Source organism: Actinopolymorpha rutila (assembly GCF_013407855.1).
GTDB classification, from domain to species: Bacteria; Actinomycetota; Actinomycetes; order Propionibacteriales; family Actinopolymorphaceae; genus Actinopolymorpha; species Actinopolymorpha rutila.
Genome location: NZ_JACBZH010000001.1, coordinates 6,082,208 through 6,105,402 on the forward strand (window position 1 = coordinate 6,082,208; position 23,195 = coordinate 6,105,402).

The 23,195-nt window shown below is 65.4% G+C and carries 22 protein-coding genes; 11 read left to right on the forward strand and 11 right to left on the reverse strand.

Annotation, left to right across the window (positions count from 1 at the left end):
- Positions 1-70: 70 nt before the first annotated feature.
- The 3 genes from F4554_RS27240 to F4554_RS27250 all read right to left on the reverse strand — a co-directional run bounded on the left by F4554_RS27240 (position 71) and on the right by F4554_RS27250 (position 3,713).
- Positions 71-994 carry a phosphotransferase enzyme family protein gene (locus F4554_RS27240; RefSeq protein WP_238342429.1) on the reverse strand — a complete coding sequence of 308 codons (924 nt, stop codon included), beginning with the start codon at positions 992-994 and terminating at the stop codon, positions 71-73.
- Between the two features lie 908 nt (positions 995-1,902).
- Entirely contained in the window at positions 1,903-2,961 is a 1,059-nt protein-coding gene (locus tag F4554_RS27245) for a dienelactone hydrolase family protein (protein ID WP_179790276.1), read from the reverse strand.
- 521 nt (positions 2,962-3,482) lie between these two features.
- On the reverse strand, positions 3,483-3,713 hold the full coding sequence (locus F4554_RS27250; RefSeq protein WP_179790278.1) for a hypothetical protein: 231 nt from the start codon (positions 3,711-3,713) through the stop codon (positions 3,483-3,485).
- 40 nt (positions 3,714-3,753) lie between these two features.
- Here F4554_RS27250 and F4554_RS27255 point away from each other — a divergent pair, with 40 nt between their 5' ends.
- Together F4554_RS27255 and F4554_RS27260 are read left to right on the forward strand one after the other, a co-directional pair.
- A complete protein-coding gene (locus F4554_RS27255) occupies positions 3,754-4,068 on the forward strand; it encodes a transposase (RefSeq protein ID WP_179790280.1) in 315 nt (104 codons plus the stop codon).
- Entirely contained in the window at positions 4,065-4,955 is an 891-nt protein-coding gene (locus F4554_RS27260; RefSeq protein ID WP_179790281.1) for an IS3 family transposase, read from the forward strand. The genes F4554_RS27255 and F4554_RS27260 overlap by 4 nt, the downstream gene beginning before the upstream one ends.
- Positions 4,956-5,536: 581 nt before the next feature.
- Here the strand turns inward: F4554_RS27260 and F4554_RS27265 are convergent.
- Positions 5,537-6,832: an alpha/beta hydrolase family protein gene (locus F4554_RS27265; protein ID WP_179790283.1), complete on the reverse strand. Its 1,296-nt coding sequence runs from the start codon at positions 6,830-6,832 to the stop codon at positions 5,537-5,539.
- 10 nt (positions 6,833-6,842) lie between these two features.
- Here F4554_RS27265 and F4554_RS27270 point away from each other — a divergent pair, with 10 nt between their 5' ends.
- The 4 genes from F4554_RS27270 to F4554_RS27285 all read left to right on the forward strand — a co-directional run bounded on the left by F4554_RS27270 (position 6,843) and on the right by F4554_RS27285 (position 10,383).
- Positions 6,843-7,157 (forward strand): hypothetical protein, encoded by a 315-nt coding sequence (locus F4554_RS27270; RefSeq protein WP_179790285.1) that lies wholly within the window; start codon positions 6,843-6,845, stop codon positions 7,155-7,157.
- 730 nt (positions 7,158-7,887) lie between these two features.
- Positions 7,888-8,820, forward strand: coding sequence for an ATP-binding cassette domain-containing protein (locus F4554_RS27275; RefSeq protein ID WP_179790287.1), 933 nt, complete (start codon positions 7,888-7,890; stop codon positions 8,818-8,820).
- 1 nt (position 8,821) lies between these two features.
- Positions 8,822-9,595, forward strand: a complete 774-nt coding sequence (locus F4554_RS27280) for an ABC transporter permease (protein WP_179790288.1) — start codon at positions 8,822-8,824, stop codon at positions 9,593-9,595.
- Positions 9,592-10,383, forward strand: a complete 792-nt coding sequence (locus tag F4554_RS27285; RefSeq protein WP_179790289.1) for an ABC transporter permease — start codon at positions 9,592-9,594, stop codon at positions 10,381-10,383. The genes F4554_RS27280 and F4554_RS27285 overlap by 4 nt, the downstream gene beginning before the upstream one ends.
- Positions 10,384-10,589: 206 nt before the next feature.
- Here the strand turns inward: F4554_RS27285 and F4554_RS27290 are convergent, their stop codons facing one another.
- Positions 10,590-11,234: a phosphotransferase gene (locus F4554_RS27290; RefSeq protein ID WP_202889483.1), complete on the reverse strand. Its 645-nt coding sequence runs from the start codon at positions 11,232-11,234 to the stop codon at positions 10,590-10,592.
- A gap of 615 nt (positions 11,235-11,849) precedes the next feature.
- On the opposite strand from F4554_RS27290, the gene F4554_RS27295 reads away from it, so the two are divergent.
- Complete coding sequence (locus tag F4554_RS27295; RefSeq protein ID WP_179790291.1) at positions 11,850-12,767, forward strand: phosphotransferase family protein; 918 nt, start codon at positions 11,850-11,852, stop codon at positions 12,765-12,767.
- 331 nt (positions 12,768-13,098) lie between these two features.
- On the forward strand, positions 13,099-14,010 hold the full coding sequence (locus F4554_RS27300) for an aminoglycoside phosphotransferase family protein (RefSeq protein ID WP_179790292.1): 912 nt from the start codon (positions 13,099-13,101) through the stop codon (positions 14,008-14,010).
- 626 nt (positions 14,011-14,636) lie between these two features.
- Here the strand turns inward: F4554_RS27300 and F4554_RS27305 are convergent.
- Positions 14,637-15,167, reverse strand: a complete 531-nt coding sequence (locus F4554_RS27305) for a hypothetical protein (protein WP_179790293.1) — start codon at positions 15,165-15,167, stop codon at positions 14,637-14,639.
- A gap of 389 nt (positions 15,168-15,556) precedes the next feature.
- Between F4554_RS27305 and F4554_RS27310 the strand changes: the two genes are divergently transcribed.
- Positions 15,557-15,892, forward strand: coding sequence for a hypothetical protein (locus tag F4554_RS27310; protein ID WP_179790206.1), 336 nt, complete (start codon positions 15,557-15,559; stop codon positions 15,890-15,892).
- 626 nt (positions 15,893-16,518) lie between these two features.
- On the opposite strand, the gene F4554_RS27315 is transcribed toward F4554_RS27310, so the two are convergent.
- The 4 genes from F4554_RS27315 to F4554_RS27330 form a co-directional block, all read right to left on the reverse strand.
- Entirely contained in the window at positions 16,519-17,178 is a 660-nt protein-coding gene (locus F4554_RS27315) for a hypothetical protein (protein ID WP_179790214.1), read from the reverse strand.
- Positions 17,179-17,696: 518 nt separating this feature from the next.
- Entirely contained in the window at positions 17,697-18,326 is a 630-nt protein-coding gene (locus tag F4554_RS27320) for a phosphotransferase-like protein (protein WP_179790294.1), read from the reverse strand.
- A gap of 70 nt (positions 18,327-18,396) precedes the next feature.
- Positions 18,397-18,855: a hypothetical protein gene (locus F4554_RS27325; protein WP_179790295.1), complete on the reverse strand. Its 459-nt coding sequence runs from the start codon at positions 18,853-18,855 to the stop codon at positions 18,397-18,399.
- 644 nt (positions 18,856-19,499) lie between these two features.
- On the reverse strand, positions 19,500-19,781 hold the full coding sequence (locus F4554_RS27330) for a hypothetical protein (RefSeq protein WP_179790296.1): 282 nt from the start codon (positions 19,779-19,781) through the stop codon (positions 19,500-19,502).
- A gap of 351 nt (positions 19,782-20,132) precedes the next feature.
- On the opposite strand from F4554_RS27330, the gene F4554_RS27335 reads away from it, so the two are divergent.
- Together F4554_RS27335 and F4554_RS27340 are read left to right on the forward strand one after the other, a co-directional pair.
- Positions 20,133-20,570, forward strand: coding sequence for a DUF3592 domain-containing protein (locus tag F4554_RS27335; protein ID WP_179790297.1), 438 nt, complete (start codon positions 20,133-20,135; stop codon positions 20,568-20,570).
- 357 nt (positions 20,571-20,927) lie between these two features.
- Entirely contained in the window at positions 20,928-21,125 is a 198-nt protein-coding gene (locus F4554_RS27340; protein ID WP_179790299.1) for a hypothetical protein, read from the forward strand.
- 1,393 nt (positions 21,126-22,518) lie between these two features.
- On the opposite strand, the gene F4554_RS27345 is transcribed toward F4554_RS27340, so the two are convergent.
- Complete coding sequence (locus tag F4554_RS27345) at positions 22,519-23,082, reverse strand: hypothetical protein (protein WP_179790301.1); 564 nt, start codon at positions 23,080-23,082, stop codon at positions 22,519-22,521.
- Positions 23,083-23,195: the final 113 nt, after the last annotated feature.

The window sequence follows — 23,195 nt, forward strand, 5'->3', positions numbered from 1 at the left end:
AAAGGCCGTTGGCCGCTATGATCCGGTGCCGGCACTTCCCAATCGGTTCGGTCAAGGCGCCAGGCCATGGTCAACCCGGGAGGTTGGGGTACTCGGCTCCTACACCCATGAGTGGTGATCGACGTCGCAGCACGCCGACCTGCCAGTCGAAGCCATGCGGTGTGATCGCGCCTGTGGTCATCGCATGGATTTCTTCGGCCACGCCGAGGAACACCCACGACCACAACGTGGGGGTGAGCAGCGCCCAGTCGAGTTCGTCGAGTGGCCGCACCTCGTCGTAGCCACGGACGATCTCGTCACGTTTCGCACGCCAGGCCAGCGCGAAGTCGGAGACGCGATGGTTGAGGTGTGTGCTTTCGAAGTCGATGACGCCGGTCAGATTCCCATCCTGGTAGAGCAGGTTGGGGAGGCCGAAGTCGCTGTGGATGACGATGAGCCGGCGGCCGCGAAGGTCGAGTGAGTCAAAGTATTCGTTGGCGCGATCGGCGTGCCAGCGCAGGATGTGGGCCTGCTCGGGGAACAGCCGTTCGTAGTCACGAAGCCGGCGCGTCAGCACGGGGTCGGCCACGAGGGCCTCGGCGAGCTGGCACCCTGGTCGTTGCCCCAAATCGACGAGCGTCTCCAGATCGGCATGCAGCCTCGCAAGCAGTCGCCCGACCGCACGTAGCTCCGAGGTCGATTCCGTTACTGCCGGCGACGCCCCGGGCAACCACATGAACAGGCCCCAGGTGCGTCCATCCACCACCAGCAGGTCATCAACCGCGACCGGTACGGGCCAGCCCAGCGCATCAAGCCGCTGCAACACTTGTAACTCGTACCCGATGTCGCCTATCGGCTTCTCCTGATAGCGCCGCAGCACCAGCGGCCGGCCATCTCGAGACACTCGCCAGTGCAGATTCGCGCGCCCGCCCAGGTAGCTGTCCACCCGCAAGGCCCACCGGTTCACCACCTCAGCCGGCGGCGACGGGCAATCGTTCTCCTCCGGCGGCTGCATCACCCCGCCATCGTGCCGCAACATCGGCCACCATGCGGCCCGGGCGTGCCCCGGATCGTAGGCTCGGTGGCTTCGGAGCATTGCGTGGAGGACGTTGATACGTCGTCTGGCGAGGGCTTGCGGGCCGGCTCCTCCTCCCGCAGCACGGAATAGACAGCCTGCGGATCCTGGAAGAAAGCGACATCCAGCGGTAGCGGCACACTGCTCGCGGGGCTCGCTCCAGTGCTTGCTCTGGTGGTCGGCTCCATACCCGACGACACTCGCACCAGTTGTTCGAGCACTTGTGCTGGGGCTTCTACCACAGCGCGATCGCCATCCACGGTAGGTCGGTTCGCCTGGCGTCCTGACCGTGTACGACGCGTCACAGCTTTCGACCGTGACCCACCGGTACGAAGGCCGCACGGACACGAAGCGGGACGGCATCGCGGGCATCGCGTTCAAGGATCCCGAGGCCGAACCCGCCGCACTCAAGGCGATCATCAGACTGACGGCCTAGCGGCGCGTAGATCCGAGGACCAACCGACGGCGCTTGAGAGCAGCGCGGAAGAACTCTATTGCCGTCAGGGAGGATCATTCGTCACCATCCCAGAGGGGTACTCGAGCGAGATCCCACCGTGTCCCATGTGACGGCCCGCTATACCAACGATCCGCTCCAGGGACCCACTTCCGGCGCGCCAAAGCGGCCTCTTACCCGAGGACGGCGAGAGGACGCGAACGCGCTCCGGTCCCTTCTCAACGACACCACCTCCCACGTCGGGGAACCGATAGCGACTTCGGATGACTGCACGGCGCCGGCGGCAGGAACCCCCAGCCTCTAAGGCCGGTCGTGGTATCCGTCGTTGACCGCTGCGGACCGTGATTGGCCCCGGCTTGGGGCATGCGGAGGGCACGGTCGAAGTCGTCGGGCTTCAGTCTGTGAGCTTGGCAAGGACGCTGAGGAGGAGGTCGTTGTCCATCTCATGGCCGCTGTTCGGAGTGGTGTGGAGTGACACGCCATCCGGGGCTCCGGAAGCTGCGTAGATGCGGCGTAGGCGCTGGAATGACTCCGGAACGGTTTCGTTGAACGACGCCGAGCCGTTGTCGGGTCCGGGGACGTCGAGTTCGCCGAAGTGCAAAGCGAGTCGCCGTGGCGCGTTGAGGCCGGCGATGTCGGCGCGGTCGAGCCAGCCGAGGACGCCTGGGACGCAGTGAGCTGGGGCGTTGCCGCACTGGGCGAAGACTGCGGTGAACGATCCGAGCGTTCCACGGGCGAAGATCGACCGCACGCGTCGGCTGAACACAGGGTAGGTGCAGGCGAGGTCACCTCCCCACGAGATGCCTACCGCGTCGAACTGCCGCACATGGCAGGTAACGGCGAGCCATTCTTCCCAGCGCAGGAGGTCCTCGATCGTGTCCCCCATGAGGGTGCGGCCGTTCTGGAAGCCGTCTGTGAGCAGCGTGTAGGTCATCTGCTGGCCCCAGCGCCAGTAAGTGAGGCTCTCGCCTTCGCGGTGTTGGGCCAGGTCCTGGAGCGCACCGAACCCACGAAGCTCGGGCAGCAAAACGGTGTGACCGGCTTGAGCCAGGATGTGGGCGAAGTTGTGGTGGTAGTCCTCGCGGACGCCGGGAATCCCGCGACATTCATCAACCTGTCCGTGACCGTGCAGCGCGATCACCGCCGACCGAGCGGCGGGTAAGGACGAGCCGATCGGGCGGAGGAGGTACGCCGGGATACTCAGGTCAACGCTTACCTCCATGACAACCGCGACCACCTCAACGCCGTCGTGTTCCGTCTGGCGCATCTCCATGACTCGCCCCAGCTCCGGATACCCGTCGACACCTAGCAGCTCGGCCAGCTTCCGCCTGGCACGCGGCTGCCAGTCGGCCAGCGCCAGCCCGGCTCGGTCGAAGGAGAGCCACGCAAGCGGCGTGACAGTTCGGTGCCGAAGGACCAGTTCGTCTTGCCCGACGAGAAAGGCGTACTCCATGCAGCCCAGCTTTAGGTAGCAGCAACGCGGACGCCACCCTGCTTCACCCTGGGCGGCGTGCGCCCGCGCCGACCGAACGTCCCTCGACGAGTAGCAGCATGTGCTCCGTGTGGCCCGGTGGCGGCGAAGGGCCTGCCCGGCGAAACTTGCCGGTGGGTGCAGTGTCGCTCTGACCAGGCGGAGCGCCGATCTGCCGAGGAAATCGATGGCCAGGCAAGCACGGCGTCGAACTCGTGCAACATCCAGCTGGAACTGCTGAAAATCCTGTCGACATGCGAGGCCTACCTGCGGCAGAATCCGGCACGCTCATTCACACGACACCAGCGGGATCACCGGACGAACTTGTCACCCGCTGGCCTAGCCGTAGCGCGGCCGCCCTCGGGTGGCCTGCGCTGCATGCGGAGGCCAGCATGGGAGACAGGAACCGGGCGTTCGAGTTTGCGTGCTTCATCCATGCGACATTCCCCGGCGCAGTGCGTATCGCTGATGTTGCCGGTGGGCATGGCGAACTGGCCTACTGGCTACAGGAACTCGGCCGGGTCCCGGTCGTCATTGAACCGCGGGAAGCCCGGCTGCCCCGCTGGATCCAGCGAGACCTGCGAAAGCGAGCAATCCGCCAGGGACGACTGACCACGATCGACCGCATCGCGCGGCCGGTGCAAGACGTCGACCTGGCGACTTTCGATCTCGTCGTTGCGCTCCATCCAGACCAGGCAACCGAACCCGTGGAGCTGACCCGGCTTGACGGACATCCAAGATCAGGGTTTCTGCCCTGGGGAAGGATGTCGGACCATGGAGAGCATGGGCAAGAAGAAGCCGCGCCCGCGTCGCTCGTTCACGCCGGAGTTCAAGGCCGAGATCGTGGAGTTGTGCCGGCAGGGTGACCGGACGGTCGGTCAGGTCGCTGCGGACTTCGATCTGACCGAGACCGCGGTGCGGGACTGGGTCAAGCAGGCCGAACGCGACACCGGGGATCGGGTCGACGGTGGGCTGACCAGCGTCGAGCGGGAGGAGCTTGCCCAGCTGCGTCGGGACAACCGGCGGCTGAAGGAGGATGTGGAGATCCTCAAGCGGGCAACGGCTTTCTTCGCGAAGGAGACCCGGTGAACGTCTACCCGTTCATCGAGGCGGAGAAGGCCGGCGACCACAACGTCAAGCGGGCGTGTGAGTTGCTGGAGGTCTCCCGTGCCGCCTACTACGCCCACCGCACCAGCCGGGTTTGTCCTCGTGCGCGCGAAGACGCCGAGCTGACCGAGCAGATCACGCAGCTGCACACCGCGTCCAAGGGCCGCTACGGAGCTCCCCGCATCCACGCCGAACTGCGCCGGTCCGGCAGGCGGCACGGCAGGAAGCGGGTGGCCCGGCTGATGCGACAGGCCGAGCTGGCCGGGCGGACACCGAAACGGTGGAAGAAGACCACGATCGCCGACCCGGACGCGGCCATCCGGGCGGACCTGATCCGCCGGGACTTCACCGCCGACGCCGCCTCCATCAACAGCCGCTGGTGTGGCGACATCACCTACGTGCCGACCTGGCAGGGCTGGCTGTACCTGGCCACCGTCATCGACATCTCCTCCCGCAAAGTGGTCGGCCAAGCGATCGCCGACCACCTGCGCACCAGCCTGGTCGCCGACGCCCTGACCAACGCCGTCGCGGCCCGCGACCCCGACGCCGGCGTGGTCTTCCACTCCGACAGGGGCTGCCAGTACACCTCGGCCCAGTTCGCCGACCTGGCCGCCGACTACGACGTCAGGCTGTCGGTAGGCCGCACCGGTCAGTGCTGGGACAACGCCCTGGCCGAATCGTTCTTCGCCTCGCTCAAGGGCGAATGCCTCAACACCCAGCCCTGGCCAACCCGAGCACACGCCCGACACGCCATCGTCGACTACATCGCCTGGTACAACAACACCCGACTCCACTCCGCCCTCGGCTACCAAACACCCACCGAGTTCGAACACGCCAACCAAGACCAACTCACCGAGCAGACAGCTTGACCAAGCCATCAAACCTGTCCGTCAACGCGGGGCAACTCCACCCGCCGTCCGCGCAGCCGTCAAACACAACCTCGACTTCGCGGTCGTTCCCTGCTGTGTCTTCGCCGACGACGGAGTCACATACTCATCCCAAACGTGGCTTGACTACCTCGCCTCGATCGCACCCGGAGCCGTTACCAGCCATCTCCCGATCTCCGGCGCCAACACCGTCCTATGGCGCCACAAAGGTTCACCTGGCCAGCCGGAAGGCAAAGACATCCACCTCACCGAGGGCAACCCCCCATGAATGAAGGCAGCGAAGCCAACCCACGACTGCAGATTCACGACCATGCGCGTCCCGTCCCCACCAGCACGGCACCGGGCACACGATCACGAGCTGGTGGTCCGCGAGCGGGTGTCGTCCGCGAGCAGGAGATACGGCGCCGGACACGGTGTAGGGTTGAAGTCTCCTGGAGGCCTTGTGCGTGGCTTGAATGGCCCCCTCGTGGCCCGCGCAGCCACACTCCTTCCCGACCTCTTCGGCGTATCCGCGTGCGCTGTTAGTGCCATGACCTGCGCGCGGCCCGCTGGGCCGGGCTGGGTCAGCCGGCTTGCTCGCTGACTGACCGGAACCAGGATGCTGCCCGGTCGAGCAGATCGGCCTCGTTCGGGCCTGTCAGCAGGTGCCCCTCGCCGGGGTAGACGACGTATTCGCTGAGCACTCCATGTTGACGCAATGCGGCGTGCCAGGCCTCGCCATGTGGGACAGCGAGACCGTGCTCGCCGTAGACCAGAAGCATCGGCACCGTGACTCGGTTCGCACGCTCGACTGGTGAGGTCGCCGCCCAAGCGTCTGGGCGTTCGTCTGGTGATCCGCCGCGCCATCGGTTCTGCATCTGCAGGCTGGTGCCCGTGAGGAGCCGCAAGTCGGCAAGGCCTTCCCAACACACGGCGGCCCGGAACGGATGCGCGTTCGTCACGATGCGGTTGACCAGGTAACCGCCGTAGCTGTGCCCGATCACGTAGGCCTGTTCCAAGTCGACCAGCCCGGTTTCACCCGCCGCAGAGACCGCGGCGCAGATCTCGGCGACCTCGAGATCTGCGTTGGGGAGCCCGTCGCCTCGAAATGCTTGCCACATGGCGTCCGGGCCCAGGATGCCGCTCGCGCGGAACTCGGGCATGAGAGCGGCGAAGCCACGTGCACACCACTGCGGGAGGTGGCCTACGTCGCCTGCCTGGAACGCGGCCACCGGACCGCCGTGGAGCTCGACCACCAGCGGCCACGGCCCGTTCCCCCGTCCGACCGGGACGGCGAGGACCCCCTCAAGTGTCCCCGCCTGCGACGGCCATCGAAGGAGCCGGTACGTCGCCCGCTCGTCCCTGTGGCTGTCGGTGTTTTGGTTCACCTGAACGGCCCGGCCATCGCGGTCGATCCGCAGCCGGGTCCTGAAACCGTCTAGTTCAACGCGGACTGCCTCCACATACCGACCGGCCGCGCCGGGGGCTACGTCGACGTAGGAGGCGTCATCGTCGGGATTCACCCACCACCAGTGACCGGAGTCTGGTTCCACCGCGACGACTGAGCGGCGGATCCCCCGGAATGCGGCCACCGTAAGAACGCTTCCGTCTGGCGACCAGGTAAGCGGCCCCGCCAACCGAAGATCGGGCGGCAGCACAGCGACCCAACCGTGACAATCACGAACAAGCAGCCGGAACCACCACGGGAACTGCGGGTCACAGTCACTGTTAAGCAGAGCCACGCGACCGGCGCCACTCCTCGTCACACATGTCGTGTAGCCGACGAAGTCTGCCAGATCGACATCGGCATCCGGATCAGCTCCCACCAACGCATCCTCACACGACCGGCGCTTCCTCGGATCAGGCTGCTCGGTTGTCATCGACATGAGCATGGGCTGGGAGTTCCAGTGGCAGCGCCTGGACGCCATCGCCGGGAAGCTGCCAGAGGTGTCCTTCCTCCCGATCATTCTGCGCTGTCATCGCGACATCACCGTTGATCGCATCACCCGCCGACACGAAGACAGCGATGGCACACGATCAACCGCTGCCCAGATCCTGGCCGGTCACCCACACGTGTGGGACTACCTCGAGCAGCTGCAACGTCCAGACGTCCGATTCGTCGATGCGGCGCAAGGAGCCGAACTCGTCTACACCCATACGCTGAAGCACCTAGAGGACCTCGCGAGGCACGCTGGGGTCAAGTGAGTGTGACATTCCGAGTGGTTTCTCAACGGCGGGAAACAGTCAGTGTGATGGCCCCGACTGGGCAGTGATCTCGGACTGGATGTGCGTAAGCATGGCATCGGGTGGGATGCATGGCATCGGCTTCGTGGCTCTGAGCCCAGCGAGCGCCCCGCCGGCGACGATGTAGTCGCCCTCCCTCGCGACGATTGAGCCGTCTGGACCGAGTAGCTCCACCATGCCGCCGTCGCCTACTCGGGCCGTGAAACCAGCGGGCCACACGACCCAGAGGCGACGAGAACCAGAGGCAAGGTAGGGGCAGCCGGAGTCGTCTGCCGCGAGGACGCCGCTGATTCGCGCCGCCCTGCCTGGATCGCCGGGCTCCCACGCTGAGGTGGCTATCGCGATAGGCCTGCCTACCGCGGGCCGGCCAGTCTTCGGTGAACCCTCCATACCCCCGAATTTAGGCGACGAGCCATCCCGCGGTGTCCGTAGCCCGGCTCGCGTCACGGCTACAAGCAGCGAAAGCAGGACCCCCGCTTGGAAGATCAGCGCGTAACGCGTCGTTCGGCTACTTCCGCAGCCGGTGGTAGTGTGCTGCCTGCGAAGCTCTGCTGAAGGAGGTGGTGAGCATGACCCTCGCGATGTCGCATGTCCGCTGCGGGTGGTCTGTCATCGCCGGAGCTTCGCGTTGATCTGATTTTCGACACGCATCCTCTGTCGCGGCGCGCCCGCCGTCACATAGGAGTTCGTCGTGCCGGAAGGCAGTGACCTTGTAGTTGCGCGTAACCTCACCAAGCGGTTCGGCTCACGCGTGGCCGTTGACCGCCTCACCTTCTCCGTCAGCCCGGGTGAGTTCCTGGGCATTCTGGGCCCCAACGGTGCCGGCAAGACCTCCACCATGCGGATGGTTGGCTGCGCCTCACCGATCAGCGCGGGGATCCTCCGGGTACTGGGCCGCGATCCCGACACCGATGGGCCGGCCATCCGGGCCAAGCTTGGCATCGTTCCCCAGGCAGACATTCTGGACGGCAATCTGAGCGTCGCTGAGAACGTCTACATCTACGCCAGATACTTCGACATACCTCGGCGAGACGCCCGGCGGAAGACCGCTGAGCTGTTGGAGTTCGTTGCCCTGGCCGAGCGAGCCAAAGACCTTGTCGACGATCTGTCCGGCGGTATGAAACGTCGCGTCGTTATCGCCCGAGCGTTGGTAAGCGACCCGCAGCTGATGCTGTTGGACGAACCCACCACCGGCCTTGATCCGCAGGCGCGGCACCTTGTCTGGGGACGTCTTCGGGAGCTGCGTCGGCTCGGCGTCACGCAGATCCTCACCACACACTTCATGGACGAAGCCCAACAGCTGTGCGACCGGATCATGGTGATGGATCAGGGCCGAGTAATCGCCGAAGGCTCGCCTCGGTCCTTGATCGATCGATATTGCAGCCGCGACGTGGTGGAAGTACACGCCGCGGGCTGCTACCTCGCCGAGAACGAAGTGCGCCTGGAGCAGCTGGGCGACAGGTCGGAACGACTGCCGGATCGGCTGCTCCTGTATACCGACGACGGTGACGCGTTAGCCCGGCTCGTCCCGAGCCTTGCCCCTAACGCGGAAGCCGTCCTGGTTCGGCGGGGAACCCTGGAGGACGTGTTCCTCCACCTGACCGGCCGCGGGCTCGGTGAGTGAGATGGCCGCCGGCACACGAACACTGCGTCTTGTCGAACATCATCTACTGACGCAACGACGACGCTGGAAGTCGGTCGCCCTGACCGCTGTCGGTCCTGTGTCCTTCCTGATAGCTGTCGGTGTCGGGCTTGGGCACGTGATCGACCGCCACGGCGCCATGGCCGGGTCGGGTACCTACCTGCAGTACCTCGCCCCCGGGCTGCTGGCCGCGACCGCGATGCAGACCGCCGCGAATCAGAACGCATATCCCGTCGCAGGGGCCGCCCGAATCGGTTCCACCTTCGACCTCATGCTGATGACGCCACTGCGTGTCTGGAACATATGCATTGGTCAACTGATCTGGACCGCACTCAACCTCCTGGTGGTGCTGGTCCCGATGTGGGCATGCACCGTGGTGCTCGGCGCCATGACCGGAGTCAGGAGCCTGCTCGCGCTCGCGGCCGCATTGATGTGCGGCCTAGCGTTCGGCCCCGCCGTCGCAGCACTGTGCGCCTGGCTACGCGGCTACGCCGGCATCCCCGTCCTGTTGAACCTCATCATCACCCCGCTGTACTTCCTCGGCGGCGTGTTCTTCCCCCTCCACCGGCTCCCACCCGGCCTTCAAGCGGCCGCGCAGCTGACACCCCTCCACCACGGCGTGGAGCTGACCCGCGAGCTGGCCGCCGGGCCGCTACAGGTAACCGATGCCGGCCTGCACACCGCCGTGTTGGCCGCCTACCTGGTTGCGGGCACATGGCTCGCTCACCGCGCGTTCGAACGGAGACTGCTCCGATGACCACACTCGCCTCACGAACAAGCCTTCCCACCTACCGCAGCCTCCGAGTCGCGGAGCGCAAGTACGTCATCTATCGCCGCGAGTGGTGGGCCATGCTCCTCGGCACATTCCAGCCCGTGCTGTACCTCGCCGGCATCGGACTCGGTGTCGGCACCCTCGTCGGAACTATCGACTTCGGTGACCAACAGGTGTCCTACCTCGCCTACGTCGCGCCAGGGCTCATGGCGGCAGCGGCCATGAACGGCTCCCTCGACGAGGTGATCTCCTCGCTGCTCTGGGACCTACGCCAAACCAAGATTCACGACGTCACACTCAGTACACCGATCCAACCTGTCGACCTGGCCGCAGGCGAGGTGCTCGCAGCCGTCCTCCGGGCAACGACCTACTCCGCTTCGTTCCTTGCAATCAGCTGGATCCTCGGCGCGGTGCCCTCACTGTGGGGCCTGCTCGCCGTGCCCGCAGCAACATTCGTCGGAGCCGTCTTCGCCTGCGTCGGCTGCGCCATCACCACCTACCTCCGCACACACGCAGACATCGGCACAGTCGAAGTCGTCCTGCTGCCGATCCTGCTCTTCTCAGCCACCCTGTTCCCACCCTCCGCCTATCCCGCTCCGCTACACGTACTTGCCGAAATAAGCCCACTCACCCGCGGAGCGGACCTCCTACGCTGCCTCACCACCGGAGAACTCCACTGGACCATCGCCGCCGACATCGCATACCTGCTAGGCATCGCCACAACCTCGTTCACCATCGCCGTACACCGACTCGACAGACAGCTCCGCCACTAGAACAGGAGGGTGCCAAGCTCGTGGCTTCTGGTGGTTCCTCCTTTAATCGACCTGTGCGGGCTTGCAGTTCGTAGAAATCGGCGCAGGGGCACTGTCGGTCGAGAGTTCGGTGTGGCTGCCTGTCTCGGCGATGATGCCGTCGGCGTCCTTGATCATCCTCGTCAGCCGCAAGGAACTAATACGCGGGCTGACGAGCAATCGTGTTACTAGGTACGTCCCACAACTTCATCGAAGGCGTAGGTGCGTTCCATGTGAACGGCCCAGCGTTCGGCGACGTCGGCTGGGAAGGACGGCCGTCGGGAGGCTTCTAGAGGTGGTCGGCACCTGTCGATCATTGCCTGGTGTCGATCCCGCCAGGCTGGTAGTGAGCCGTACGCCTCGTAGAGAGCTTCGAGTACTTGGTCGTCTGGTGAGTACCAGATCCGCATGTTCCACTCCAGCCAGGCCAGATCCTCCACGGGTGAGCCACGGTGCGCGAGCTCCCAGTCGATGACGGCCTGCAACTCGCCGGTCTCGGCATCCACGATTAGGTTGTACGGAGCGAAGTCGCCGTGGACAAGAACCGGCCCCTCGCCCGGAACGCCTTCGACCGGTGCGTCACTCCCAAGATCGTGCAGACCACGCAACACAATGCCGCACTGCTGCATCAACCGCGTATGCCGCAGGTTCCGGTCGGGTCCGTCTTGTGCAACCCACTCCTGGCCGAGGATGCCCGGTACGAAGGTCATCCGGATGGAGGCTGGGTCAGCTGTCGGTAGCACCTGCGGCACCGGGACCACATGCTGAACTGAACGGAGGGCCGCGAACTCGTTGCGGCGGCGGTCGAACGCATCAGCGGAGAACGTCTTCACGACTCCTTCACCGTCCCAGGCAACGTGGTTGGAGTAACCATGCGCAGGCTCCCAGGCAAGACCTTCAACCGGTGCGCCTGTCGACTCCCTCTTGCGGGGCCGGCTCGGCTCGTCGGGACAATCCATACACCGATCCTGGCAGACACTGCGCCGAGGGCCTCACCGTCCATCCGGCGGCCCCACCCTGCCTCGCAAAGGAACGTTGGCGCTTCAGGCTGCGCTGGGCGTCGATCGCCGCCGCGTCCGCGTCCGCTCGTGCGAGCGTAGTTGACCGCTGAGGACCGTGGTCGGCCCTGGCTTGGGGAGCGCGCACGGCACGCAGTCGATTGGTTCTGCTGATCCAGGATCGAAGTCCCGTGCGAGGCGGACAGAACTGGGCTGTACCGGCACAGATCACCCCTGCTAGTGTGCAGATCACAACTTCAATTTCCCTTTGGGGGAACGTGCTGAGCCGCTCCGCAGGAGCCCGGCGCGCTAGCTCAAGGAAGCTTTGGCTTAGAGCACCCGAAGCCATGTACCAGCCTGTCCATTCGGATCAGCTGGCGTGGCTTCGGGTGCTCCTTTCGTATCGAGCCGAAGCGCCTTACCGCTCTCGGCTCGAGAGAGGCGACAGCGATGACCGAGAAGTACACGAAAGAGGGCTTGAGCCCAAGGACGCTGGCGGCCGTCGAGTTGGTCGTTCGACTGCTTGGTGTCGAGCCGTTGGACATCCGACAAACGTCCAGCCCAGATGCGTGGTTCGTCGAACTTCCCGGCGACCGCGGTGTGGTGGTCAAGACGCCAGGATGGCTCAACAGACCCGGGTCTCCGCGGGTCGAAGCATGGATCTACAGCGAGTGCGAACGACGCAACATCCGCGCACCCAAGGTGCTCGCAGTCTCTGAGGATCCCGAGTGCCTGATCCTGGAGCGACTCCAGGGTCATTCACTCACGACACACCCCGCCTCGATGACCGCGAGCGACCGCGCATCGTGGGCGCGCGCCGGTGAAGATCTACGGAAATTGCACGAGGTGCCGATGCCAGGCTTCGGCCCGCTCGTCCCAGGTCCTGACAAGCCGAGCGGAGAGGCCGCGACATGGTGCCCCTACGCCGACTACGCCCGCGCCGAAGGCATCCCCTGGCTCGTAGACGCCGGCCACCTCACCGCGGCCGCAGCCGACAGCCTTGCCCGCCGGTTCGACGAAGCCGCATCCGCCCTCAGCCAAGTCACAGAAGGACGACTGCTCCACGGCGACGTGGAGAGCGGCCACATCTTCGTGGCTGATGACCAGTTCCAAGGAATGATCGACTTCGGCCAGGCCCAAGCAGGAGACCCCCGCTGGGATCTCGCTCGAGTACCCCTCTGGGATGGTGACGAAGCGCTGGACGCACTCCTAGCCGGCTACGGCAGCGACGCCGTAACAAGGGAAGACCGAGACCTCCTACTGCCGCTGTACCTGTTCTCCCTCGTGGTCCATCACGCCGTCGGACACGGCAGACCTGACCACATCCAGAACCTCCTTGACCGGTCCCGATACCACGACCTGCTCTAAGTGTCTGCGCCAGAGCGGATGTGAGGTGCCGCCGCGCGCAGTCGACGCTAAGCCATGGTGGGCTCATCTCTTCGAGCAGGACGATGTGTGCGCCTGAAAAGCGGAGGTCGGCGGTTCGACCCCGCCCCTGCCCACCAGTCCGACCAGGACATATGGCGGAACGTAACTGCCCGCCAGTAGCCGTTGATCACCCTCTTTGACCGCCCGCTGTTGCACGTGGATTGCACGAGACAGCGGGCGGTTCCGTGTTCGCCGGGCGTTCGACCTTCGGTGTGGCCGCCTAGTCCCAAACCCTTGGAACGGCTGCTGGCGTCGCTGTTACCGTGCCGCGATGACGACAGAGGACGCACACCGACTACCGCCAGGCCTCGACACGGCAATCCTCGATCGACTACCTGCCGCCGATCTCAAGCGCGCGTCCCTGCTTGGTGAAGGGATCGCTACGCGGGCCTATCGGGTTGAGGACCCGTCTGGCGCATGGGTCGTGCGGGTCTCCAGCGAATACCCCGAGCCCTGGACGTGGCGAGGCGGGCGAGGCTATGAGGTCCCGCTACTGCGAGCGTTGGCCGATCGGGGACTGCCAGTGCCGCGAGACCAGTTCGCCGTCCCAGCGGACTGCGGGCTTCCCGTCGCGATCGTCGAACGCAAGGTGAGCGGCGAGCCGCTGACGTCGCGTCCTCGGGGTAGGCGGCGAGATCAGCTAGCCCGACAGCTTGCCGGATTCCTTGCTGATCTTCATAGCTTCCCGGTCTCAGAAGCACGCTCCTTCGGCCTGACAAGTTCGCCTGCGGCGGTGGATGCACGGCAGCACTTCGATGTTGCGCGGTCCTTCCTCACCGACAAGGTTCGTCGGTGGCTCGACGAGGAGATCAGCTGGCTTGAGCAGCAGAGTCTTCCTCTGGCCGTCGTACATCGCGACATCCGCGCTCAGCACCTGTACATCGACTCCAACGGCGATCTGGTCGGAGTGATCGACTTCGGAGACACCACCATCGATGACCCGGCACTCGACTTCGCCAAGATCGCCGGCGACTTCGGAGACCCGTTCCTCGACCTCGTGCTTGCGCACTATCGCGGACCGGTCTCTGAGGGTCTACTCGCCAGGGCGCGGATCTACCGCCGGCTCGACACACTCTGGGAAGTCGCCGAAGACGCCTGGGGGGACCGCCCTACGGCCATACGCCGGTTGAGATCCCTCGCAGCCGCCGCGTCACGCAGCTCCGGATCCACTGGCCGCTCTTGACGGAGGTGAGTGACGAAAGTCGTCGACCTCTTTATCCGTAGAGGCAGGCACCTCGAACGCGACCAGGTGGTTCGCGCTCCCAAGGTCGTCGACCAGGTGCTCGTCGTCGCCTCGTGTTGCAACTCGTTGGGGTCACGCTGGGGTCAGCCTGAACCGCGTCGGCACCGGAGCGGGTCACCCTGCGGTCAGGGAGCCTCGGTGGCGCAAGAATGCGCGCATGGGCATGAGTAGAGACGCACGTGAGGACCTCTGGATCTGGAGCAACCTTGTGGAAGCTGTTCGGGCACTCGATGCAGTCACCGACTGTCTGCCTCCAGACGAGGACGACCGGGCATGGGCATTGTTTCGCGAGGTGGATCAGCTTCGGGCCGACGTAGAGCGCCGCATTTTCTCGCAACTCGGGTTGCCAGGCGCTCGGCCATATCGGGACTTCCGGCGCTAGCACCGACCTGGCAACTGCGGTCGAGCGGCTGCACTTTCACCACTGCCTTGCAAAGGCATATTCGGTGTCCACGCTCGATTGAGCGTCGACCGATCCGGCGTCCTGGCCGCGCTGACCTGACCGCTGCTAACCGTGACGGGCCATGATCGTCCGCTCCATCTGGCACGCGACTGGCACGACCGACCTAGCTCGCCGCCGCCCCGCCGACTCGGACTTGTTCAACGCAGGCCAGCCTGACAACCGCCTGAAGCTGGCCGACCGTGCGTCCCCAGCCTGCACCCCACTCGTCGTCCAGGCTGAACAGCTCGCCGAGAGGAAGACTGATGATCGACTCCTTGTAGTACGGCTCGGCGATTTCGATCACCTTGTCAACCACCCACCGTGCGCTCGCCCGGCCCTCGAGGTGCAGTTTGGCGATGGCAGCGAACGCGTCGATGGCGGCGGCCAGCTCGCGCTCCTCCGACGTTACTTCGGCGCTCGGCGTGGTAATCCCGCACTCGGCGAGGGCCGGTCTGAGCAGATCGCGGACGTCATGTGGGTCGTCGCCGTGCAGACCGGCAAGCTCGATCAGAGCGTCACCGTCATACCCCGCGGCGAGCCAGTGCGCTGCCCAAAGCGGAACCCGCTCGGTTGGCAGGGTGTCGAGGATCAGCCAGGCGGCGACTAGCTGCGGTGCCGGCACCTCCGCAGCTGCCTCTGGCGGCCAGTCGTGCATCGCGGCATCATGCCAAGATGCCAGGCCCCAGGGCTACTCCTCCTGAGGTCTCCCGGGCCAAGCCTGAACATGCTGGTGACCATCAGATCCGTAGGAACGGGCACCGTGATCACGACCGGCGCGTCCGCGCTCGGGAGGTCGTCGGCCTGGTGCTCGTCGTCGTCCGGTGTTGCAGGTCATTGGGGTCGGACTGGGGTCAGTCGGACGCCGCTGACAGCCATGCGCATCGTTTCGACTGGATGTAGCCTCCGGCCATGACAGCCGCTGACTCGCCGCCGCCGTGGGCGGGAGATGCGATCGGGCAGCGGTTGCGCAGCTTCGCCGACCACCTCGAACGTGATCTTGGACCATCGGTGACGATGATCCGCAGGTGGGACGGTGGTGAGTTGGTGACCGAGCTGATCCCAACCAGCCACGACGCCATGCCCGTGGTCTGGACAGACTTCGGCTCCGGGCTGCAGCTTGAACTTGGCAACGGTCCAGGTGGCTCATTCGGAGTGTTCGACCGTGACGACCAAGGTGCGGAGTTCGTCGAATCGACTGTCCGCGCGATTGTCGACGGCCACGTCACTGAAGTATTCGGCCCGGACCGATCGCGGGTCGAGGTGACCTACCTGGACGGATCAACGTTCCACCACACGGGCTACGACGGCTTCCTCGCCGGCATACCCCGATGGGGATGGCGAGACCGAGGTCGTAAGGTCTCCTACCCGCCCTACAGGTGAGGCAGCAGCGCATCGCGCCTGTCCCAGCTTGGAAGGGCTGGCGCGGGGCCCTGGCCGCAGCTCCTGTCTTGCTTGGTGGATAGCCCTGCACGCCCGTTCATGACCATTGCGGCCCGCAGCTAATGGCACGATAGTTGCACGGCGACGGCGACGGCGACCGGCGACGGCGACCGGCGACCGGCCGAATGGTGAGCTGCTGCGAGCGTGATGCTGTGGTTGTGGACGAGTCTGCTGTGCTCTTCGAGGGCTGCCGGCCATGGACCGAGCCCGGCGCCTCGGCCTACGAGCCGGAGCTTCTGGACGGCAGGATGCTCCACTTCCATGAAGCGAAGAGCCCCAGGACTTCTACGCTAACGTAAAGGCGAGCCTTAGAGACACGCTGACTTGCGCTGACGACGCCTGACGCACTGGCGTTCCGGTGCACTGTAGTGACCTTCCTATCCGTAGGCCGCCAAAGGTCGACCTGGACAGTCCACGATCATCCAGTCCACGCGCGACGGGACGTGCTCGGTGCGTCCGGTCGGCCGGCGTCCATCGTCGCCCGACGTGGCAGCACGTTGGCGTCAGGCTGGATCAGATTTATGGTCTGTCCCACGACCTGCCAGAGTCTCCATTCGGCCCGAGCGCTACTTGTCGAAGGATCCGTCGTTGACAGCTCGGACGAGTTCGGCGATGCGTTGATCGGGCGCTTGGCTTGGAGCCAGTCTTTCCTTGTAGACAATCCGAATCCGACCTGCTTTCCACCAGTGGTTCCGGTATCGAAGCACACCGACTTTCCATCCCTTGACGCGGTTCCAGAACAGCGCGTTCATGATCGGAGTCAAGATCGCCGGGTTGTCTGCACCGACTCCGTTGACGAGTGGTTCCCCGACCTTGACGGCCCTCACGTAGAAGATCCATTCGCCTCGATAGATGCGCACGTCGTGATCCCGCGGCGTGAACGGAAGTGTTTCCCACCACTGGCCGGTGGTTGCGACTTCGGGGCGCCCTTGAGTGTGGCCCGCGTCTGTACCGCCCATTTGGCGTTCCATCTCTCGTTTGCGCGCGGCTTCCTCGGCCTCCAGGTCGGCAACTACCTCTGGTTCGTAGAGCCGCCGGACTTCGCGGCCGGCCATCCGGGTTCCTTGGATGGCAACCAGTGCACCGATCGCCCCGACAAGCAGTTGGGTCGCCGTTCCGTCCATGGGATCGGCCGGGCCGTACTGGAAGGCGGTCCACGCGCCCACGCCGGCAAGCACGATGCCCCACACGAGCTTCTTGATCGCCTTGCTGCGCGTACCGTTCACGCGCGGAAGCTACCGCGGCTCTGACATGGCTGAATAGAGGTTGGGGTAGATCGCACCACTTTGCGTGTCTCGGCTGACCTACGCCGATCCCGTAGGGCATCAGGAGCGTGGGGAGAGTTGAGGCATCTCGCCGTCGCTCGAGGAGGGGTCGTCGGCTAGCGAGGGCCTACCCTCACCACATGCCCAAGTCTTCCCAGGTGACCCGGCGCTGGTGCCGCGGCAAGGTTGGGCTCGAACATGTCCCGGTAGTGGCCCTGCCGTCTGCAGGCTCAGTCCGGTGTTTCGCCGAACTCAACACCCGCCCCCGCAAGACTCTCGACTGGGACACTCCCGCCGAACGCCTCGCCAAGCTACTGTCACAACCCATCAAACCAAGCGGCGTTGCAACGACCGATTGACGCCCCTCGGCTAATGGCCCTTGGATGGCCCGGCGATACGCGGGTTAGGAAACCATCCTCACTCATCCGGATCCGTCCGCCGGTGGCTCGTATACGCGGCCAGGACGGCTCGACGGCAGTTCAGTCGGCCTCGAACGCCCGCCAGTCCATGGCCTGCGCGTAGTGCCGGAGCCGAGCATGGAGGCGGTCAAAGGCGCCGGTCGATCCGACGACAAGGGCCCGCCGCAGGAGCGCGACCTGCTCCGGAATAGTCAGCGTGTCGGTGTCGACTACCGCGTCGAAAGAATCCTCCTCGACATTCCCGTAGTCACGCTGTACCAGGCCCCTCATGTCGTCGGGACGCGATGCCTCGCGGCTCTCGGCCGACTCGATCGAGCAGCGTAGACAGACGACGAGAACATCCAAGGCCGCTAGGCGCTCGAACAGATCGACCAGGGTCATGCTCGCGCCCGGGTCCTTCCGTGCGACCAGCTCGATCACGATGTTGTTCCCGGCTTCCGCCACCGCCGCCACAGCGGCATTGCCTCCAGCCACTATCCGCCTCAGAGCTCTTTGTTCCGTCCATGTGCGCCGGGGAGGCAGTCTGGGAGTGAACATATCCAGATCGATGCCGAGCCACGGCTCGTCTAGATCGGCTTGGAACGCCCGAGCCAGCGTCGACTTGCCCGAGCACGGGATGCCGTTGAGCACGATCACCCGGCCCCGCACGTCTGGCTCAGGTTGGCCGCAGTTAGAGGACATGAAGGGCATCTTCGTACGGTGTCGGGCTGTCGGACCAGGCCTAGACCAGGGCCGTGAGGTCGAAGACCCCGAGCGGACATTATCGGCGTCTCCTCGGCGGCTGGGAGATGACTGCATCGGGTTCGGCGCCACACTCAGTCAGCCGCCGGCGGAACTCGGCTTCCTCTGCGGGGGTCAGTGCCAACCACAACCCGCAGCCGGTGTCGCTCGCACTGTAGATCTCCTCGTCGGCCTCGCTCCAACCCTCCAAAGCGATCGTGAACGGCGACACAGCCACCACCAGCTCGAACTGCTCGTCATCGTCAACGTCTACCTCGATGTCTATTTGGCCGCAGTGACGACGCTCGGCGAGCTGCCCCAACGCACGTACGGCGCCCTGTACCTGCACGGGCCAGGGCAGGTCAGAGATGACGTCGACCCACACCCGACGAAGCACCCCCCGAAGAACCCGCAGTCCCTCCTCATGGGCGGCGATCACCGCGACCTCATCCGCGCCATCGTCGAGAACGAACGGGCGACGACAGACTGATGGGGACATGCCACCTCCCGGGTCGAGGACGAGCTGTCGATTTAGCGGCCTCGTCGAGTCCACCGGCGTAGTTCGCCGATGCTGCGAAGGTTGTGCGTGTTGACGTACGGGAGTTGGCGACTGTCGACCATGAGCGTGGTGATCGGCGTCCAGCGCGGTCTTCCACTCTCGGTCTGCCAGCGTATGGCTGGGAAGTCCGTGACCTCCACGATGTGCGAGCGGGCGATGGTCCTCGTCCACAGGAAACCACGGACCGTCACCCTGCCGTGCTCACAAAGTACGCCGCTTCGGTAACCCCTAACAGCCAGCACAAGACCGGCTGACCCGCACGCGGCGGTCAGGACCAGCCCCAACAGACTGGGCCCGAACTCCGAGAAGACTCCCCCGGCCGCAACGACCACGCACAAGCCCAGCGCGCCGTTGGCCAGCCTAGTCGCTACCAGCGGGCGGAGGACAAGCGCCATGCCGCGCACGATATCTCCCAAGCACCAGGCGCGGGCACTGTGATCACGAGCTGCTCGTGCGCACTCCGAAGGTCGTCGGCCTTGTGCTCATCGTCGCCCGGTGTTGCAGGTCGTTGGGGTCAGACTGGGGTCAGAGCGTCTTGGCCACACTCATGACCCATCCCTCGCCGGCGGCGCTGTCCCTGAGCCTCATGGTCGGTCGAGGAGCAGATCATGCACACGCTCCGCCAGCTCATGCCACGGCACGTCGTACTCCCAGGTGTCGGTAACGATCCTGGCCGTCTCGGAATGCTCGGCGCACATGACCACCAAGCCAGCGTCTGTCGCCAACTCGACGAAGACGTCCATCAGGCCGGGCCCCAGAGACACCGCACGCACCTCGACTTGGAAGTCGACACCTTCAGACTCCAAACGCCGTGACACCTCTTCTACGAACGCCTCCACCCTGCTGGAACCAACGTCCGTCGGCACCCCGTAATGATGCCCGACAGCCGACTCAATTGGGACCGCTTGTGCTGCGCACCTCGACCAAGATCCCGCTCGGTGTCGCTGAACACGCGAGCGTATTGCCCCACCAGCTTGGAAGGCTGGCGCGGGGTCCTCCTCGCGACGGTTGTCTCGCCTGGCGGCTCGCCTTGAGATGCCGCTGATGACCGCTGGAGGCCGTGCCAAATTGCACGCTCATCACAGACCTGCGACGTGGCGCATACTCCCGTTAGGGGTAGTGACGGTGGATCTGCGGCGGGACATGCACGGAGAGGACTACGTGGGATGGGGAGCGGAGGTCCACGGGCTCCACGCTCGGTCGTTCCAGCTTTAGTGTTGGCTGCCGTCTTCGCCGCGCTTGCGATCGTCCTCGCCTATGACAGCTACGTCCTGGCTACGCGTGGCCAGGTCGCGGAGGGGGTGGTCCTCGCCAGGACGGATGCTCCGTATTGGGCGGGGAAGGGGAGTGACGGTCCGCGCATCACGGTGCGCTTCACCACCAAGGACGGCCACCAGGTGGAGGACTGGACCGGCGAATTCGTGGACGACCCTCCCGTAGGAAGGGGCGACCCGATCCGCGTGGTCTACGACCGCGACTACCCGTCCATGTTCCAGGATGTTCGGTGGGGTAGCGACTACCTCGGTACGGCGTTCTTCGGTGGTGGCGCCGTTGTCTCAGCGGCATTCGGCCTGTGGGAGTTTCGCCCTGACCGTACGGCGCGGCACCGATCCCAGGGCCGATCTCCTCGGGCGCATACTCGATCGCATGACTGATCGGTCATCTCGGTTTCGTGACGGCATGGGGCGCTGGTCGCGCCGTAGATCCAAGCCACGGGCCCGGGGGCTGTGGGGAGTCATGTTCGTCGTGGGCTGGGTCGCATGGTGCGTGCTCGTACACAACTGGGCCGCGGCGCATGGCCATCGTGGCTTGCTGACAGGTATCCGGCCCGGCTACCCCCTCCTGGCCGCGGTGTTCTACTGGCCCCCGCGGTCGTGCTCTGGCACCTGATCTATCCCGCGGACTCGCGTGCTCTTCCGTGGGGTAGAGCCGACGAGCACACGGAAGACTAGGGTCGATGCTCCGCGGGAACCGTTTCGTCCCTCGCCGCCTGGCTCACCGTCATTGGTGGAGTGCTGCTGGTGGGCGCCGGCGGCACGTACCTGATCTCCAACAGCAGGTGCCGCGACTGGATCGGGGCGCACGATGACACCGATGGACCATGGAGCCAGGCATTCGGTTCCATCTCCGGCTTGGTCGGCGTAATCATCGGCCTGGCGCTTCTACTCGCCGCCGCCATCCTCTGGACGATCACTCTGACTGTGAAGTAAGCCTTTCCCTGGCCGCCTGCCCGACCGACCGGTGTCCACTCTTCCCGCCTTTGCATGTCGTCGGCTGGGTGCTCATCGTCTCCTCGTATCGCAGGCCGGTGGGTCAGCCTGGGGTGCGGTCGATGCCGCCGCTCACCAGTCCGACCAGATCCCGTGGTAGGTGACTCCGTGACGCTCACAGACCTCTGCCAGGGCGTTGTCCGCAGCTTCCAGCTCGGCCCGGCTGATGACCATGATTTCGGCGAACTGGCGGAAGCCTCTAGTGGCGGGTCAGCTCGCGAGTCGATCAGCACGTACGGGAACGGCCCACCTCCGTTGGGATCGACTGCCCAGACGAGCTGGCGCGCCCAGCGTTGGAACAGCAGGTGCTTCAGGTGCTCCCAGGCGACGACCTCACGACGCTCGCCTTGGTACATCCAGACCAGGTGGTCACCGTCGTCGACGAGCTGGCTGGTGGTACACACCTTCGCCCACCACAAAGCCCGCAGAACGCCGACCAGGATCCAGGCGACACCGGACAGCACGATGCCGAGGGTCGCCAACGCGATGCCCGCCACCACGAACACAACACCAAAGGAGCAGGGCATGACGGCGCCTCGCCACGATCCGCGGACCGACGCCGCGACGATCACAACGGGGAGATCGTTCCTGGCCGGTCCGTCGTGCACAAGACGGACTATGCCGTACGCCTGTTCGCTGCGTACTGCAGACGTTCGTAGCCGTGCGAAGCGCATCTCGTGACGCGTGGTGGTCGACGGACCGGGCCTGGGTGCCGCGCGGCGGGTGCTTTGCGTGGCGGCCCCAGCGCTCGTCTGCAGACGGCGACCACACTTCCCCGTCGTCCTCGCAACCAGCCAGATTGAAGGGGTCGCAGCGGAGGCGGTCAAGGGTCGGCGGAGCCGATCACGAAGTGACGCCGAAGGCGCCCTGGACGGCTGGAGTGGAGGCCGGAGACTGGCCTTCGAGGAGGACGGGGCGTGCACTTGCCTGCGGCCGGTACACGTGTCAACGTCTCGGCTATGAGGCACCGCGCTCCCGGTGGAGATTCCCGGCTGTCGGCGTGGTTCGTGTTCGCTGGCGAGCGGGTCCTGGACGGGCTGGGCGAGGCGGCGGTCAGACTTGCCGCATGTGGCCTGGTCGCACTTGTGGGCCTTGGCCTCGTAGCGGCTCCAGCGCTGACGGTCGCGGTGGCTGTGCCGGTGCTGCTTCTGGCTGGCTACGGCCGCGTCGAGTGGCTTCGTGCGTCGCGACGGGAAGTGCGGGTTCGGCATCGTCGCCTGGCGACGGCTTCGGTTGTGACAGCTGCCGTTGTCGGCTGCCTGGCCCTATATGCGGTCACAAACTGTCGCTGCTCGAGCTGGTTGTGATGTCTCGGGTGATGCGCGACAGGTCTCTAGGGTTCGCACATCAGCGAGGCTTGCTCGAATTGGTGCTGGCTGACGACGCGCATGAAGTTGTCGTTCTCGTCGCGGTCTTGTTGTTCAAGGGTGCCGGTCGGTTCGGCCGCCGGTACCTCGCGGGTGGTGTCGTAGATGCGCACCTGTCCCGGCTTCATCGCTTGCAGGTCTTCGGTGGTGAAGGTGACGTAACCGCTTGTCCCTGACCCGTCCTTAGCTCCCGCTGAGAGGCTGTAGATGACGCCTGGTTCCAGCTGCGGCGCGGGCCCTTTGGCGACCCAGCCGTGATCGGGCCGGTCGAACGACCACGACGTTGAGCCGGTTACCGCAGGCCGCGCGCCCCATGCGCCGACGCTTGGGGTGCTGTCTTTGAGGGGCTCGGCGTCCAAGCGGGCCAGGTCCATGTGTTCGCCTGGGCACACCCGCAGATAGGCGACGGGCTTTCCAGCGGCATCCACCCCGACACCTATGGTTCCGGTCCCTGGTGGGCCGCAGCCGGAGACCAGGACAGCGACCGTGACGGCTGCCCCACCGACGATGAGCATGCGCGTACCGGACACGAACGCAATGTACAGCTGACCGATCGTGCGGCCGGGGTTGGAGCGGCGAAGGTGACGCCGCATCGTGACCAGGCCCTCAGCATGCCTGGACTAAGGTCGATCAGCGGCGTGTC